A 17,577-nucleotide genomic window follows, 5' to 3' on the forward strand; every position below is an offset into this window, starting at 1 on the left:
GGCAACATCTACGAACAGCAACAGAAGAAAGAATAATGACAAGTACGGATAACGGTGTAACAGAAATTCGTTACTCAGGTAACGAGTGTAGCATGAAAGGAAACAAAGAGCTTGCGAGGAATATTCGGGCAATGTACTTTTTGTTTCTCCTCTACATCTTATTGTTCGCCTCAATGGGTATCGCTGTTGATCTCACGATGAGCAGAAGTTACGGTAGCGGATTTCCACTTTCAGGTTATACAATCATCCTCATAATTGGATTGTTACTACTGCGCGGGATGATCGGGTTAGCTGTATCGGTATCGGGCGGTTGGAGAAAAATGTTTCGTAGGGATTCATTCGCTGCTGTGATTTTTGTTCTTCTCTCCGTTTGGGTAATCTGGGTGTTCTCGATAAGAAATCAAGCAATACGCGAGGAGTGGGCAGAATTAAACGTGCCTAAGAATATCCAATCAGTAGAGGAGCGGGAGCGATACATTGATGACCATATGTACTTTTATTATTCCTATCCGTACGCAACCATGGCAGGACTTCTCTTCGGCGCCATCGGCTCTCTCCTTGGATACCGGAAAGGAACGGGAGTATTGTTAGGGATTCCGAAATACGCCGAGCCGAATATGAACATTGACCGACATATCAGATTCGTGGAGGCAATACACGCATTGAGTGCGAGTGCAGGAATAGTCACACCTCGCCCATTAATTCTTTCAGACCCGGATCCGAATGCCTTCAGCATCGGTACTTCAGGAAAAAATAAATATATCGTCGTAACGTCAGGACTACTCAAATCTCTTGAACCGAACGAATTGCAAGCGGTTGTTGCCCATGAAGTGAGTCATATCAAAAATCGGGATACAGAGGTTATGACGCTTCTTTCAGTCCTCTTCGGTTCGGTTATGTTCCTTTCGCTCTGGGGCAACAAACTCAACTCCCTTGGCATGTCTATCAAACGACAAAAAATATCATGGGCTGGTTCGATTGGTGGATTCCTGCTGACGATTGTGTGGTCACTGGTATTGCTTTGTACGCCCTACATCTCACGATTGTTGGCGACAGCAATCTGTCGGAGACGAGAGTATCTGGCAGATTCAGGAGCAATTGAACTCACTGGTGACGCAGATGCATTTCGTCGCGCCTTAGAAACAATTGAAGGTCGCCAAACTCCAACCAAAAGTGTTAAGCAGGCGATCGAACATCTCTGCATTGTTGACCCGCTCGGCATTAAGATAAATGAGAAAAAAGGATTCTGGTCAGACGTTTTCTCGACTCATCCACCAATAGCAAAACGATTAATGAATGTAGATGCTATGGCGTACCAACTAAAGAACAAAGCAATAACTGTATGATCAAACGGACAGGAAATATCTATGAACAACAACAGAAGAATGAGTGGCTGACTGTTTTTCTTGTTACAGGTTTCATCGTTTATTATTTGTTCATTGGATATGGAACAGATGTATTTTTGTTCAAGAATGATTTGTTCGGTCTGGTCTATTCCGCAAGCGAGAAACCACCGTATGCAACAATTATCGCGTTTCTCCTTTCATGGGCGTATGTGGCGTACGTTTTTTATCGTGGCGATGATATTATTCTCAACTCGGTAAGCATGGACCGTGTCTGGAATTTGGATGAGATGACAAACGGAGAACTCATTGGCAGAATTTCTCTCGATGACCCGGTCAACAAACCGATTGTCAATCTTGTACGGGAGATGTCGCTTGCATCCGGTTTGCCGATGCCCGCTATTCATATTGTGTATGATACTGACCCGAACGCGTTCTCGACCGGTCGAGACCCATGGCACGCCTCGATTGCAATCACTACTGGACTCTTGAAGAAATTAAACCGGGCGGAACAGCAAGCGGTTATTGCACACGAAATGGCGCACATCAAAAATTATGACACACGATTGATGATGCTGATGGCAACATTAATTGGCGGCAGTTCACTTTTGTCACTCTATGCGGGCGGCGGTATGGCGCGCTCGACGGGAATGATTCAACGATTATTGTTCATCGGTCGGATTCCGGTCTTCTTTCCTCTGTGGGTGGGAATGATTGTTCTCGCACCGTTAGTTTCATGGTTCGTAACCATGATTGTTTCCCAAACTCGCGAATATCAGGCAGATGCTACTGCGGCTGAACTTACCCGAAATCCTAAAGCAATGTTAAGCGCTCTGGAAAAACTCGAATCGTTTGCCGGAGCCACTCGCTCCATCAAGCCATCTATCTGTCACATGTGTGTCATCAACCCAATGGGTAGGTACATGCAAATTGAGGATGAACCTATCCTCCAAGGAGCGTTGTTTAACACTCACCCGCCAACAGAAAAACGACTTGCAGCGTTGAAAGAGATGGCGTTTGTGTATCAATCAACGGGGAAGTTTTCGCTTGATGATGTTTCTTAGAGTCGTACTTTCGGAGTGAGCGCGAAGGTGCCTGTGTGCGGTCCGCGACCGCCGGTAGATTGAGTATCCGATTGAAATTCCATATATTGGGCGCGAATTACCAAACGATGGAGTTACGGAAAACCATATCTTCCCTACTGGCAGAACGCCCCTCACAACAGGCGCTTTCTGAGTTTATTTTCTTTTGCCGGAAAATTGCAACCGTTTATCTTCGTCGGAAATCTCATACAGGAAAATTAGACCCACCTCTTTGTGAATTGTGGTTACGAAGAATGTGAGTGCGCTTATTTCAAAGAAAAATCCCTCACTCGTGCTGGCGGGTGAGGGATTTTTTATTGTAGGGCGACACTTCGACTTCCTGCCCGACGAACAAGTTCTTTGGCAGGCGGGCGCTCAGTGTGACGGAGTCGGAAATTATTTTATCAGCATCATCCGTTTCATCTCGGTCAGCGTCGTTCCGTCTTCAATGCTTGTTGAGGTTAACTTGTAGAAATACAATCCTGAAGCAAGTGAGGAACCATCAAAACTCAGTTGGTATTCACCTTCTTCCATTTCAGCGTTGTCAAGAAGAGTTGCTACTTCACGTCCCAGCATATCATAAATTTTCAACGTCACCAATCCGAAATCGGCAATCCGAAATCCGAAATTCGTTGTCGGGTTGAACGGATTCGGATAGTTCTGCATCAGTTCAAACTGTCTCGGTGCAAAGAATGAATAATTCTCTTCAAACGACATATTCGTTTTGGCTGTCGGTTGCTGTAAAAACGCTACATCGCTGAGCGGCTTCACACTTGAAAGTCGAATCGGGCTTTGCGTGACAAATCCAAGCGCACCGCTGAACGAAGTGTTGATGGAATCCAACCAGTTGGCGGCAGAATCATAAAGAGCAGTCGGCGTGCTTGTGTAAAAGAGTTTGAAATAGGTCAACATCGTATCAACATATTTTCCGATTTCGTACATGGATTTTCCATTGAACACATGCGTCGGGTACGACGGATGATTGAACACAAGGTCACGGAATCCTTCCTGCGTTATGTGGTGCGAACTGAGCGCCATGTTCATTCTCAGCGCCGCCAGACCACCGGCAAGTTTGTTGTTGTACTTCGAGTCTTTCGGGTTCTTTAATTCCTTCACAAAGATTTTTGTTCCGAGAACATCAAAGCCGCGTGCAGTTCCGGTTTGTGTCATAAAATCCTGAACCGTTTTCCCTTTCAGCGTGAAACGAATCCAGCCGTATGCTTTCGGACTATCATTGCGTGCGATGCCAAGAAGTAATCCTCCCGGGTAGAACGGGTCTTTTTTGCTGCTGACATTCGGAAAACCACGGATGAATGCTGTATCCCTCGCGTTCCCAAACGTCGGAGTCGACGTCTTTGTTTTCACCGATGCTACTTCCAAGTCGGATTGCGTCAGAGTTCGAAACATCGTTGAGGGTGTAATCGCTGCTTCATACATCTTCAAAAGAAATCCATCGGTAACACCGAAACTCTGATTTGAATTGAGAATAGCAATATTATCAAAAATCATATTCATACTGGTGAAACTGCCGGTGAGGTAGAGCGTCCCGGTTCCGTTGATGGCAACTTCATATGAACGTTCGATCCCGGTTTGCGGTTTGTCAGACTTCGCCCATACAACATTTCCATCCGTGTCATACTTCACGAGAAAGAGTTTGCTCTCCGGAGTACTTACATTCGTAAACGTTGTCGCACCGAATGTCAGAGCATCGCTATCAAAATACCCGGTGACATAACTGTTCCCCGAACCATCAACCCCGATACTTACTCCTTCTTCCGAATACAATCCGGCGGCAGTTTTTACCCAAGCAAAATTGCCGTTCATATCATACTTAGCGAGATAAAAATCTTTGTACCCCTGATTTGGGATTTTTGTTGTGCTGAACCGAACCGTATCGCTCTCAAATGAACCGGTGATGTAAGAATTTCCTGCATTATCAATCCCCATTCCCCACGGAACATCAGCCGCCATCCAGCCTGCGCTTTTTGCCCAGAAGGCATCCAGTGTCGGACTCAATTTTGCAAGAAAAATATCAGGATACGGATTTCCATTCGGGTGATAACCGCCAGAGTGTGTAACATGTGCAGTATCAATCATAAAAGCGCTATTGCCAAACGTGCCGCAGATAAAAATATTTCCCGAAGCATCAATGCGGATATCGCGTCCTTCCTCTGATGCTGAATCGCCGTACGATGTAGCCCAAAGTACATTTCCGCTTGAATCATATTTTGTTATAAAAATATCGGTGTTCTTATCACCGAATGCATCGTTCGTGCTTTGATTGGTAAGCGTTGTAGCGCCAAAGGTAATCGTGTTGCTTCCGAACGAACCGATGACATACGCGTTTCCGCTGTTGTCGGTAGCGACTGCATAAGCGCTATCGCCCTGCGCTCCGCCAGCGCCCCGCAACCACAAAGCATTTCCATTTGCATCGAACTTTGCAATGAACATGTCTATGGATCCGCCGTTCGTGATGGTAAACGAACCGTGTGTCAATGTTGAACTCCGGTAATTACCCGTGACAAATGTATTGCCGGATGCATCCACGGCAATGCCGCGGGAATATTCAGTTTGCGTTCCGGTGATACGTTTCGCCCACTGCGCCTGTCCATGTGTATTCAATTTTGCAACGAAAATATCTTCGTTGTTCAAATCGCCTTTCATGTTGGAAAGTTTGATTTTATCGAAGGCAATTTTTGTAATGAATTGTCCCGTGAGATAGGCATTACCGTTTGCATCGGTGGCAACACTGTAGCCAAGTTCATTATACACCCGCTCGCCGGCGCTGCGGCCCCACTCATAATGTGGAACTTGTGCCTGTACGATAACCCCGTTCAAGAGCAACACACAGGCAATCAGGAGAAAACTGTGAATGTGTTTTTGATAAATGGTGATAAACTCTTGCATAATAATTCCTTTCAGAAAAAATGTAAATTAAAATAAATAGATGATTTCCGGTTTGAATCATCTTCTGATTGATGATTCGCAGTCGTGTACAGGAAAAAGAAGAAGAGATGATACTTGTCATTGATGCTCACGACTGACACAATTTACAGAAAAAAAAATCAGAAGCAAGAAAGAAAATACCTTCTTACTTGATTTCTCCGACGTACGAAAGCCTGAGACTGTCTTTTTCAGGATGATTTGTCGTAATCAGCAATTGTCCGAGAATTTTCCCTTTTTTCTTAGCAGAAAGAGAAACAATCAGTTGCGTTGAACTTTTAGGCTGTATTGTTTTTGTTTTCGGTTTTGCAATTATTTGTGAATCCGGGCTTGTAACCGATGTTATCGAAATCGGTTTTTCCGAGGTATTCCTGATGGTGATAGACTGTTTTGCTGGCTTTCCGAAATTCACTGTCCGAAAATTCACAAATGATGGTTCAAACTCAATAACATTTCTGATGGTGACAAGAAGTTCGACTTCAAGGTCGGCTTGCTTCGGGTCGTTTGTCGTAATGAAAATTTCTTTCTTGACCGGACCCTTGAATCCTTTTGTGTTGACAGAAATAGTCAATGCAGTCGTATCATTTGTACCGAGTCGCTTCTTATGGGTTTTCGTGGTTGTACAACCACATGTAGCGCGAATATCTTCAATGATAAGTGTATCTTTCCCGACATTCTGTAATGTAAGTTTCTGTTCGAGAATTGCGCCCTCCTTCGCTTCGCCAAGCTGGAATTTCGTTCCCTCCTTAACTGAAAGTTTCGGTTGTGCAAACACAAATGCAAAACCCAAAACCCAAAACCCAAAACCTAAAAAATATTTTACCTTCATAGATTAATTCTTCTTTGAATGTACTTCGCACGGGCAGAGATTCAACAAGTGTTCCCACGTATAAATTCCCGATTCATGTCCATCGCCCCACACTATTTGCACGGCATAGGAACCGACGGGAACAATATTTCTCAATTCATATCGTCCGGGAATTAATTTATCGGGCGGCGGCGGAATATATTGTTGAAACAGAACAGTCTCCCCCGCGCATCCTGCGCACGGACACATATCCCTCAAGTATTCTATCTGGAAAACACTTTCGTGACCATCATACCATACGACTTTAAGTTCGGATGGAGAAATTCGTTTGAAGTTTGTTGGTATCAAAATCAGTTCAAAATTAAAAGTAGTTGAGTAGATGAGTAGTTAAGTAGTTGAGAAAACAGAAGAACAACAAATGACAAATGACCATTGACGAATGACAACGCACTGATTCCCGGTGACTGATTCCTATTTTTCAAACTGTTGATGAAGTTTCACCGGTTTTGATTTCTTCATTAATTTCAAGTTCAGCATTTCAACAAAAATGGAGAATGCCATGGCGAAATAAATATATCCCTTTGGAATATGTTGGTCCAGTCCTTCTGCAATGAGCGAAACACCGATGAGTAAGAGAAAACTGAGCGCAAGCATTTTCACCGTTGGGTGTTTGTCAATATACGTACTCACCGCTTTTGCTGACAACATCATGAAGCCAACAGCGATAACAATAGCCGTAATCATGATTCCGACCTGATTTGCCATTCCGACAGCCGTAATAACCGAATCAAGGGAAAACACAATGTCAAGCAATATGATTTGGAAGAGAACACCTGAGAAAGAAATTTTCTTCGGGATTGCATGTTCGCCTTCTGCCCCTTCGAGTTTGTTATGAATCTCATGTGTACTTTTCCCAAGCAGAAACAATCCGCCAAGGATGAGAATAATATCACGCCCGGAAATTTCATAGGAAAATATTGTGAATAACGGTTCTGTTAATCTCATTATCCAACTCAATGAGAGGAGAAGTAAGATGCGTGTAAACATCGCGAGAAACAATCCGATGCTTCTTCCTTTTGCTTGTTGAGCGGGCGGAAGTTTACCGGAAAGTATCGAGATGAAAACAATATTATCCACGCCCAACACGATTTCTAAAATCGTAAGGGTGACGAGCGCTATCCACGCCTGAGGGTCAAAGAGCCATTCCATATTTTATTGCTGATTTCTGATTTCTGATTATTTTTGAGGGTTACAGGTTACGGGTTTGGGGTTTTGGGCTATTTCTTTATTTGTTTTTTCTGTGATGACAAACTATCAACCAAAAACTACAACCAAAAACTACAAACTAACAACTTTGTGTTAAATCAAACAAACGAGTAACCAATAACGGATAACGGATAACTACCTCAGTCGCAATGCGTGTGATTCTACCGCCGCATCGAGCATCTTCACAACATCACCAAGCGTCACGGTTCCGTAATACCACGAACCGGCGGCGAGTTGTTCTGAGCGGACTGCTTTGTAAATATCGAAGTAACTTCGTTTGCCGTCTACAAAATTATACACTTCGTCTTGCATCAAACCATGAAGACTCACTGAGAAATTTGCTTTGTTCCTGTTTTCAAAATATGATTTCAGCGTGTCGTTGTTAACAGGAATTTTCTTACTTGCCGCACGTTCCTCGTTGGTTAGTTTATTTTTCGGTGATATGCCGTGTAATTGTTGATATAAAACCGATATATCTTTATTCAAGTCAGATTCTTTTTGCTTCATCCGCTTCACAAATTGTGCGATTGTTTCCTTTGCATTATTGTCTGATGCTGTGAAGACATCGGCTGATTGCAATGCACGAATTTCCCTGAGAATTCCCTGTTCGATAAGAAGCGAAGCATCACTCCAGCCATCATTCGATGACATAGAAGAATCCCGAAGAATATTCATCGCTACCTGAATATCGTTGCCAAGCCGTTTCACTCCCTGAGCGAATATTTCGCCTGCGAGAGTTGCAACATTGTTCTCCGTCGCGTAGGCAAGTGTGAAAACAGTCGAGCCCATCAGGAATGCGTTGCGTTGTAATTGTGTCTGGTCAATCTGCCAAAGGTCATCATCGGATGAATGAATGTAATCATCATCCCAATTGATTGTTGCAACGGCAGGAACACCAATCGCTCCTTCAATAAAACACATGTGGTCAGACGAATTGAAATACGGAACGAAGCGAGCGTTGTATCCCTGTCGTGTTCCTCTTGTTGAAAAAATCGGGCGACTGAACGGTCGGGGTAAACCGCCGCTTCGGTTTGCCGCGAGAAATGCGTTGTTTGAAAGAATCACATAATTGCCAATGCTTTCAAAAATAGCATCAAGATACGAAGTGCGCGAGTGTGGCGCGAAAATCAAATGCTGAACGCGGCTTCCGAACGCCTGATTCGCACCGACCATATCCTGATGGACATTTGCTAAGAATTTCTTCGGTTCGTCAGGGAAATCCTGAAAGTATCGGTACTCGGAATAAATTTCATCCGTCCACCAAAAGCGAATATCGCGTAACGGTCGTTCGATTTTTCCGTCTTTGATAAGTTTGTTCAAGGTGCGTGCAATTTCCATGATACTTGAACAACCGCTTCCGTCATCGTTCGCCGAACCCTTCTCTTCCTGCAAATGCGCTGTTACGATTATTTGTTGGTCGTGATACTTCGAGCCGCGAATCCATCCTTCAACAAATCCGGTCTTCCCCGTGTCGCTGATTTCCGTATCAACTTTCGCTTTAACAACTATTCGACCGCCCTTTGTCTTTTTTCCGGTTGCGAGATAATCCTGCATGTTTGTCGTCTGCAAAATCTTTCTCAGGGCATCTCCTTTGCGCGGCGAAATGACGAAGGCGAATGTCGGTTTCTTTCCTTCCGGTGGTGTGTTCGGAATTCCTTTCCAACCGATCTGGTCGGGAAAATCCATCGGGTTTCTCCCTTCAGAAGTTTGATAACAGACAACTCCGAGCGCGCCTTTCTCCCACACAGCGTTTTGCACTGCCGCCCAGGTCGAGCTGTTCGTCAAAACAATTTTTCCGGCAACGTCAATATTTTTCAAGGTGTCTTTACTTGCATCAAAGATATACACAAGTTCAGCGGTAACATTTGCGTCACTGCTTCCATCCGCAAGGATAACTGCATGGTCGGCGGCATCAGCAAGTTTTATCTCCACCGGTTCAACCATCCACAACTCAGCCGAACGTGGATTATATTTCTTCCCCTGTAATGGCTGCTCAATAAATTTCACATCTTCCAGGCCTGCATCCTTTGCCGCCTTCATGATGTACTCAACCGACTTGAAATAATCATCGGAACCGGAAATGCGATGCCACTGTGAAAGCGTTCGAATGTGTTCGTATGCCCGGTCTCCCGAAATCTCAGACGACAACATTCTGATTTCATCATCAGAGAGAAAGGGAGTTGTCTGGGAGAACAGCGACTGTGTATAAAATATGATTAGTAAGAAGAATGAAATTGATAGTTTCATAAAATCAATGGAGTTGTGGAGTGATGGAGTTTACGGTTTACAGTTTCTGGTTTCCGGTTTCCTGTTGATGAATATAAGAATAGTTTCGTCGAACGATTCAATGACGAATAACTATTGACTAATGACCAATGACAGAGTACAAAGTACTAATTCGACAAAGCTCGAAGTACAAACCGCGGAATCCTGACATCAAACAGACTTCCATTCGCTCGTTGCATGAGATACGTTCCTTCCATATATCCTTCAAATGTTTCAAGGACACAGAAACTGTTGTACTCGTGTGCTTCCCCCGGGTTGATATGCGGCGTTTTTCCGATAACACCTTCCCCTTCAACTTCCTTCACGTCGCTCGATGAATCGTGAATGAACCAATGACGACGAAGAAGTTTCACAGGTTCGTTACCATGATTTTCGATTCGAATGAAATAGGCAAAAACAAATTTTCGGGCGAGAATATCGGATTGTCCATCGAGGTAAATCGCACGGACATTAACTTTTATATCTTCGGTAGTGGCTGTGTAAAGTGTCATTATTTGATAGATTCGATTACTGAATGTTTGATGGGTATAAAGGTACGGAAACTGCGTGGAAGGTGCAAAGGTACTTGCTTTTCCCTCTTTATTCCTGTATCTTTTTCGCCATTGAATCTTACATTAAATCCTGACGTAAGACTTTGTGGCTCTGTGATGAATTACCCTCAATAGTCACGACAATCATACTCTCTTAACTTCAAAGGAAATTTTATGAAGCGTTTACCAATGCAATCATTGCATCAGATGATTGCAATTTTTGTTCTTGTTCTGTTGATGCAGGCACAACTCCTTGCACAAACAGAACCGCCCATCGGTATCAGGCAAAACACGCCGACTGTTCATGCATTTACCAATGCAAAGATTATCACCGCTCCCGGAAAGGTCATTGATAAGGGAACGCTCGTCATTCGTGATGGAATGATTATCGCCGTTGGTGACAACGTTACAATTCCTGCTGACGCGCGTGTTTGGGATGCGTCGAGAATGACATTATATCCCGGACTTATCGAAAGTTATTCTGATATCGGAGTTCCGAAAAAACCCGAACGCGGTCAGGGACAAGACCAACCGCAAGGACAACAGCAACAACAGCCGGAAGTTCGAGGCTCGAAATACTGGAACGGAAATGTGCTCGCTGCGCAAAACGCCGATGAACTTTTCAACCCCGACCCGAAAGCAATGGAAAAACTTCGAGGCATGGGATTCACAACTGCTCTGGTTGTTCCTCAAAAAGGAATTTTCCGAGGGACAAGTTCTCTTGTCAATTTGGGTGATGGAAAGACGAATGAACTTATAGTCAAATCACGCATTGCTCAACATCTTTCGTTTGAATCTTCGCAGGGAGAAGAATACCCGAACTCACTCATGGGAGCAATTGCTTTAATGCGACAAACATTTTTTGATGCTCAATGGCATCGTGATGCATGGGCAGCGGCAGCAAAATATCCGAACGAACCACGACCGGAATTTACAAACGACCTTGCCGCGTTGGAAGATGTTATTTCTGCAAAGCAACCGGTTATGTTTGAAGCAGGAGATGAACTTGCAACACTTCGCGCACAAAACATCGCGAAGGAATTTTCTTTACAATTGATGGTACGAGGGAACGGATATGAATACCGTCGGCTTGATGCAGTGAAGCAAACCGGCGCGCCGATTATTCTCCCGCTTAACTTTCCGGAAACGCCATCCGTTCAAACACCCGAAGAAGCATTGAATGTCTCTCTTCAGGAACTTCGACATTGGGATGAAGCGGCGGAAAATCCAAAGCGACTTCAGGAAGCAGGAGTGCAAATTGCACTGACTACATCCACATTAAAAGATATCGGAAACTTTCCGACAAATCTCAGAAAAGCAATCGAACGGGGACTTTCTGCCGATGCCGCGCTTGCCGCTCTCACAACAACTCCGGCAAAATTATTCGGTGTTGAAAAGAAAGTAGGAACACTCGAAGTCGGCAAGATGGCAAACTTTGTCATCACAGACGGAGAGTTATTCAACGAGAAAACAAAAATCCGTGAGACTTGGATTGACGGCAAACGATTCGAAATCAAACCAAAAACAGAGTACGATGTTCGCGGCACGTGGGAAGTAACATCAAAAGAATTAAAGATTGATTCGCTCACGTTTGTTCTGAAAGGTGAAGTTGATAAACCATCCGGAAGCGCGAAGGCAAAAGGAAAAGATGCAAAGTTCTCCAACATTTCTTTTTCCGATATGAAACTTGCCGTTTCGTTCGCAAGCGATTCACTTGGTGCGAAGGGAATAGTTCGTATGACAGGTGTTGCGTCGGGTGAGTGGCTAATGGGGACTGGTGAGTTGGCAGATGGTCAGCCGTTCAAATGGACTGCAAATAGGAAAGAGCAATTCAAACAGGAACCTGATACTTCAAAACCAAAGCCACCGCAAATGTCTTCCTTCTCCCCCGTGTATCCGTATGGAGAATTCGGGAGAGCAACGCTTCCTCAACAAGTAGATAAACTTCTCGTTCGCGGCGCAACGATTTGGACGAGCGGTCCTCAGGGCAATCTCGAAAATGCAGACTTGTATATTGAGAAAGGAAAAATCAAACAGGTCGGACAAAACCTCACCGCGCCTGCAGATGCAACAGTCATTAACGCGCAGGGAAAACATGTTACTGCCGGTTTGATTGATGCTCACTCACATTCTGCCGCAGCGGGAAGCGTGAACGAAACCGGACAAGCAATCACCGCCGAAGTTCGTATCGGCGATATTATTGATTCGGATGATATTGGAATTTACCGCGAACTTGCCGGAGGATTAACTGCGGCAAACGTTCTTCATGGTTCGGCAAATCCGATTGGCGGACAAAATCAAGTTATCAAACTTCGCTGGGGCGCGTTGCCTGAAGAGATGAAGTTTGAAGGTGCAATTCCCGGAATCAAGTTTGCACTCGGCGAAAATGTCAAACAAAGTAATTGGGGCGAGCGATATACAACACGGTATCCACAAACTCGTCAAGGTGTAGAGCAGATTATCCGAGATGAATTTCAGGCGGCAAGAGATTACAAGAAAATCAGGGATGAATTCAAGAGCGGCGCAAGAAAGATTCCACCACGCCGAGACATTCAAACAGAAACGTTATTGGAAATTCTTGAAGGGAAACGACTCGTTCACTCGCACTCGTATCGTCAGGATGAAATTCTGATGTTGGTTCGTGTTGCGGAAGATTTCGGTTTTCAAATCGGAACATTTCAGCATGTGCTGGAAGGATACAAAGTAGCCGAAGCGTTAGCGAAACACGGAGCGGGCGCTTCGATGTTCAGCGATTGGTGGGCGTACAAAATGGAAGTGATTGACGCAATTCCATATTGCGGCGCGTTGATGCATGATGCAGGCGTTGTTGTCTCGTTCAACTCGGATAGCGATGAGCAGGCACGACGCATGAACACCGAAGCCGCAAAGGCGGTAAAGTACGGTGGCGTTCCTCCGCAGGATGCGCTCAAGTTTGTTACTCTCAATCCCGCAAAGCAATTGCGGATTGATAACCGGGTTGGTTCGCTTGAAGTTGGAAAAGATGCCGACTTCGTCATCTGGAGCGGCGACCCGCTTTCGACATATTCAATGTGCGAACAGACATGGATTGATGGTCGGAAATATTTCGACCGGGACGAAGACAACATGATGCGTGTAGAAAATCAGAAACAACGTGCAACACTCGTTCAAAAAATTCTCTCTGCAAAATCAGATGGCGGCGGTAGCGGCGGCGGACCATCCGGACCACCACGCTGGTATAAAGAACGCTATTCATGTCAGGATGAAATTGAAGGAAAGGAAAGTAAGTAATATGAAACGACTCCAAAACTCTATCACTCCATTACTCCATTCTCGGTACTCAGTACTTTGTACTTTGTACTTTGTACTTTTTTCACTGCTCTCTGCTTACCGCTCACCCGCGAGTGAGATTCCGGCGAAGAAACAGGAGAAACCGATTGCGCTTGTCGGCGGAACAATTCACACCGTTAGCGGCAATGTTATTTCAAACGGAACAATTGTGTTTGATAATGGAAAAATTACCGCGCTCGGTTCGAACGTTGCGGTTCCGCAAAACGCAGACCGGGTTGATGTAAAGGGAAAGCACGTTTATCCCGGAATGATAAATGCACGAACGAATCTCGGCTTGTCAGAAATCGGTGCGGTGCGCGCAACCAACGATGTTTCAGAAAGCGGTCCGGTCAATCCGAATATTCGTGCTGAGGTTGCTGTCAACCCGGAAAGCGAAGGAATTCCTATCACCCGTTCGAATGGCGTAACAATGGCGGTAACAATGCCTGAAGGCGGCGCAATCAGCGGGACTGCCGCATTGATTGAACTTGATGGCTGGACGTGGGAAGACATGACTTACAAAGCTCCCGTCGGTTTGATTATCAATTGGCCCTCGATGACGATCAACAAAGCATGGTGGGAACGTCGCAGTGAAGAAGAGCAGAAGAAAGACCGGGACAAAGCGCTGAACCAAATCCGCAATGCATTCAACGATGCACGTGCTTACTGGAAAGCGAAGAAAGCGGAAACGGAAAAAGGAATTCCCTTCCATGAAACCGACTTGCGATGGGAAGCGATGATTCCCGTGCTTGAAGGAAACGTGCCGGTGATGGTGAATGCTGAAGAAGTTCAGCAGATACAAGCGGCAGTGGCATGGGCAGAACAAGAAGGCGTGAAGATGATTCTTCTCGGCGGATATGACTCGTGGCGCGTGGCTGATTTGCTGAAGGCGAAAAATATTTCCGTCATCGTCAACCCGATGTTGAGAACACCGTGGCGACGCTTCGAAGCGTACGATGACCCGATGACACTCCCGAAAAAATTATTTGATGCAGGAGTGAAATATTGTATCGGTGGCGAAGGAGGAATGTCGAACGAGCGAAACATTCCGTACCATGCGGCGATGGCGGCATCGTATGGATTGTCGAAAGATGAAGCATTAAAATCGGTGACGCTCTACCCCGCGCAACTCCTTGGCGTTGCAGACCGTGTTGGTTCGCTCGAAGTCGGGAAAGATGCAACGCTCATTGTCACCACCGGCGACCCGCTCGAAATTACAACGCAAGTCGAACAGGAATACATTCAAGGCAAGAAGATTGAATTGAATGACAAACAGAAGCGGCTGTACGAAAAGTATAAAGAGAAGTATGAGCGGCTGGGGATTGGGAATTACAAATAACCGCATGACCGTGAACGGTCACGCTATAAAATTCCAAGCCCGATAAATCGGACTTAACAACATTTGACCAATACACCCGATTGTAGATGACGGTTAGTCGGATTCATCCGACTTGATTACAGTAGCGTCACCGTTTACGGTGATGCAAAAATGGTCATTGCATATCGTCCGTAGTTTACAACAAAGCCCATCTCATGTGAGGTGGGCTTTCTTATTTTGTCATTCCATTTCTATGCTGGGAAGGAGTTCCACCGATGGCGGACAAATGAACTCCCGACCAACAGTGGTGGGTGTAACTCACCCCCAATCAACCTGTAAGGGCGAATTGCAATTCGCCCCTACCTTTTGATACCTTTTTAATCATCACCGCCCAAGGACAAACCGTTCCCGTCCGACTACAAACCCGTTCTGCCCGATGGCAAACCCCTTCCGCCCGATGGCAAACCCCTTCCGCCCGACGGCAAACTCTTCCCGCCCGATGGCAAACTCTTCCCGCCCGATGGCAAACCCCTTCCGCCCGATGGCAAACCCTTCCTGCCCGATGGCAAACCCTTTCTGCCCGATGGCAAACCCTTCCTGCCCGATGGCAAACCCTTTCTGCCCGATGGCAAACCCTTCCCGCCCGACGGCAAACTCTTCCCGCCCGATGGCAAACTCTTCCGTAACTTGGTACAAACCTTCCGTACAGCGTAAAAAGGGCATTTTCAAAAATGACTTTCTAAACTTACCTATTTTTGCAGGTTGTTAAGTACCAAATGTGCGACTCACTTTTCCTTCGATGGAAACCGGTCAGAAGAATTTGAGATTTCATCGGGATTGAAGTGAGCCGCATATGCGTGGCCACTAAACCAAATGTGCCAATTTCATGTGAGGTGAGCTTTTGTATTTTACAACTTCCTAGTTATAATTTTTTTTTCTCATTATCTAAATTAAATTTTTCTATATACTCTTTGTAGGACATCGTTAATCCCGGCATATCTGGAACAAGAAATATCTCAGCTATTATAAGAAAAAATTTAGGAATGATTGTAATCGACCAAATATAAACAGCATAAATACTAACAAACCATAGTATTGCATATATCCACAAAAGAATCCCCCTTCTTTTAAATTCTTTTTCAGTTAATTGTTTGGGGGTAAACAGCTTTGAGAAAATCAACATATTCAGTTAAAATTTAGTTATAATCTTTCACTTATCTCCGACTGAGAAGGAGTTGTAATCCCGACCAACAGTGGTCGTGAGTGCAACTCACTCCAAGTTACAGGGCTTTCAATCCTTGACAATGGAGACTATTCCAAAAATGATGAGCATTAATGAAAATAGTATCGCTGATATCATTCGTATTGTGTATAGTGATTCACCCATTGGTGAATCTTTGGTCCACGGGAAGGGTTCATTTTTATTTCGCTTAATCCAGAAATTCCATGATAACAACAAGCCTGTACCTACAATTATCATTAATATTCCTAAGGTTGAATCTTTCATTTAACCCGACTCCATTTTAACATATTATCATTCTTACTGGAAGGGAATTTTACTACTTACCTTTAATGGTCGTGAGTGCACTTGTACGCATTTGGCGAAACTCAATCCCCAAAATGAAACATCTAATTTTCATAGAATCATCTTGGAAAGTTATTTGACAATTTGTAACATTTTTGTTTGCAAATAACTTCCTACAGTCAATCTGTAGTAGTACACCCCACTCGGCAATCCGCTTGCATCCCATGTAACAAAATGTTCACCCGGGCTTTTCATTTCATTCACGAGTGTTGCTACTTCCTGACCAAGTACATTAAAAACTTTCAGAGAAACAAATTCGAAATTGGCAATCCGAAATTCGAAATTCGTCGCGGGATTAAAAGGATTCGGATAATTCTGATACAACGCAAATCCGGATGGCACGTCTTCTTCTCCATTGACAGCGTTCGGATTGAAGGCGACCAGTTCTCGTCGCACCCCGGGAATCGTGAAGGAAATCGTGTCAGTCGTTGCGGGGATTTCCACAGAAACCGCTGACCGCGCGTGTTTGACAATCCATGTGTTTTGTGCTATCCAGAATGTATCAACCATGGTAAAGAATGGGATAAAGGGACCGAAGATTGTTGTACCGACCTGTTCGATGATATTAAAACGAGCGGCTGTAAATGTACCTGCCGGAACGATGACTTCATCGTTCAGAGTTTCACGGTCGCCTGAAATTCTTATCGCAACAGGAATCGTGAGGGTATCAAAAGTAATTGTCGTGTCCCATTCAATAATAGTCCAATCCGGTGTAAAGCCGGAGTTAAACTTAAATGACAACAGCCATTGCGGAGGCGGCACGTCAATCATCGTATCGAGCGGTGGTGGAAGTGTCGGGAGATAGACAAACGCGTTCGCCCCCTCGAATGCAAAGGAGGATGTACCGCTCGGAACTCCGCTTTCGAGTCGAGATTGTATTGTGTACGCGTTCTTTCCATTAATGGTCGAGTAAGCGGCAACGCTATCAATTTCCCGATATTCTGAGCCGGTCATAACCGTATCGCCAGCGCCGAGCATTACTCCGTCGAATGTCCATGTTGTGCCGATGGAATTTGGAAAATAATTTGATGCCTGGGAGAACAGGAGTGTTGATGAAATCAAAACCAAGAAAAGAATGGCTGAGATTGTAGCAAGATGTTTCATGGT

The 17,577-nt window shown here is 44.8% G+C and carries 13 protein-coding genes; 4 read left to right on the top strand and 9 right to left on the bottom strand.

From position 1 onward, the window contains the following. The first annotated feature begins 35 nt into the window (after positions 1–35). Entirely contained in the window at positions 36–1,346 is a 1,311-nt protein-coding gene (locus tag HY960_07820; protein MBI5215646.1) for a M48 family metalloprotease, read from the top strand. Further along, a complete protein-coding gene (locus HY960_07825; protein ID MBI5215647.1) occupies positions 1,343–2,407 on the top strand; it encodes a M48 family metalloprotease in 1,065 nt (354 codons plus the stop codon). Before HY960_07820 ends, HY960_07825 begins: the two co-directional genes overlap by 4 nt. Positions 2,408–2,821: 414 nt before the next feature. Here the strand turns inward: HY960_07825 and HY960_07830 are convergent, their stop codons facing one another. The 6 genes from HY960_07830 to apaG all read right to left on the bottom strand — a co-directional run bounded on the left by HY960_07830 (position 2,822) and on the right by apaG (position 10,219). Continuing rightward, complete coding sequence (locus HY960_07830; protein MBI5215648.1) at positions 2,822–5,332, bottom strand: SBBP repeat-containing protein; 2,511 nt, start codon at positions 5,330–5,332, stop codon at positions 2,822–2,824. A gap of 184 nt (positions 5,333–5,516) precedes the next feature. Then, entirely contained in the window at positions 5,517–6,197 is a 681-nt protein-coding gene (locus HY960_07835) for a DUF1573 domain-containing protein (GenBank protein MBI5215649.1), read from the bottom strand. A 3-nt stretch (positions 6,198–6,200) separates the two neighbouring features. After that, positions 6,201–6,524, bottom strand: coding sequence for a DUF971 domain-containing protein (locus tag HY960_07840; GenBank protein ID MBI5215650.1), 324 nt, complete (start codon positions 6,522–6,524; stop codon positions 6,201–6,203). A gap of 123 nt (positions 6,525–6,647) precedes the next feature. Next, positions 6,648–7,385 (bottom strand): TerC family protein, encoded by a 738-nt coding sequence (locus tag HY960_07845; GenBank protein MBI5215651.1) that lies wholly within the window; start codon positions 7,383–7,385, stop codon positions 6,648–6,650. Between the two features lie 192 nt (positions 7,386–7,577). Continuing rightward, complete coding sequence (locus HY960_07850) at positions 7,578–9,689, bottom strand: M28 family peptidase (protein MBI5215652.1); 2,112 nt, start codon at positions 9,687–9,689, stop codon at positions 7,578–7,580. Positions 9,690–9,835: 146 nt separating this feature from the next. Further along, positions 9,836–10,219: a Co2+/Mg2+ efflux protein ApaG gene (gene apaG, locus HY960_07855; GenBank protein MBI5215653.1), complete on the bottom strand. Its 384-nt coding sequence runs from the start codon at positions 10,217–10,219 to the stop codon at positions 9,836–9,838. 213 nt (positions 10,220–10,432) lie between these two features. Between apaG and HY960_07860 the strand changes: the two genes are divergently transcribed. Further along, the gene (locus HY960_07860; protein MBI5215654.1) at positions 10,433–13,528 is read left to right on the top strand and encodes an amidohydrolase family protein; all 3,096 of its coding nucleotides are present in this window, start codon (positions 10,433–10,435) and stop codon (positions 13,526–13,528) included. A 1-nt stretch (position 13,529) separates the two neighbouring features. Further along, on the top strand, positions 13,530–14,906 hold the full coding sequence (locus HY960_07865; protein ID MBI5215655.1) for an amidohydrolase family protein: 1,377 nt from the start codon (positions 13,530–13,532) through the stop codon (positions 14,904–14,906). 363 nt (positions 14,907–15,269) lie between these two features. Here HY960_07865 and HY960_07870 read toward each other — a convergent pair whose 3' ends face one another. The 3 genes from HY960_07870 to HY960_07880 all read right to left on the bottom strand — a co-directional run bounded on the left by HY960_07870 (position 15,270) and on the right by HY960_07880 (position 17,574). Then, complete coding sequence (locus tag HY960_07870; protein MBI5215656.1) at positions 15,270–15,608, bottom strand: hypothetical protein; 339 nt, start codon at positions 15,606–15,608, stop codon at positions 15,270–15,272. 199 nt (positions 15,609–15,807) lie between these two features. Continuing rightward, the gene (locus tag HY960_07875; GenBank protein MBI5215657.1) at positions 15,808–16,068 is read right to left on the bottom strand and encodes a hypothetical protein; all 261 of its coding nucleotides are present in this window, start codon (positions 16,066–16,068) and stop codon (positions 15,808–15,810) included. A gap of 474 nt (positions 16,069–16,542) precedes the next feature. After that, entirely contained in the window at positions 16,543–17,574 is a 1,032-nt protein-coding gene (locus HY960_07880) for a T9SS type A sorting domain-containing protein (GenBank protein ID MBI5215658.1), read from the bottom strand. Positions 17,575–17,577: the final 3 nt, after the last annotated feature.

The organism is Ignavibacteriota bacterium (genome assembly GCA_016212665.1).
Taxonomy (GTDB): domain Bacteria; phylum Bacteroidota; class Ignavibacteria; order UBA10030; family SZUA-254; genus FW602-bin19.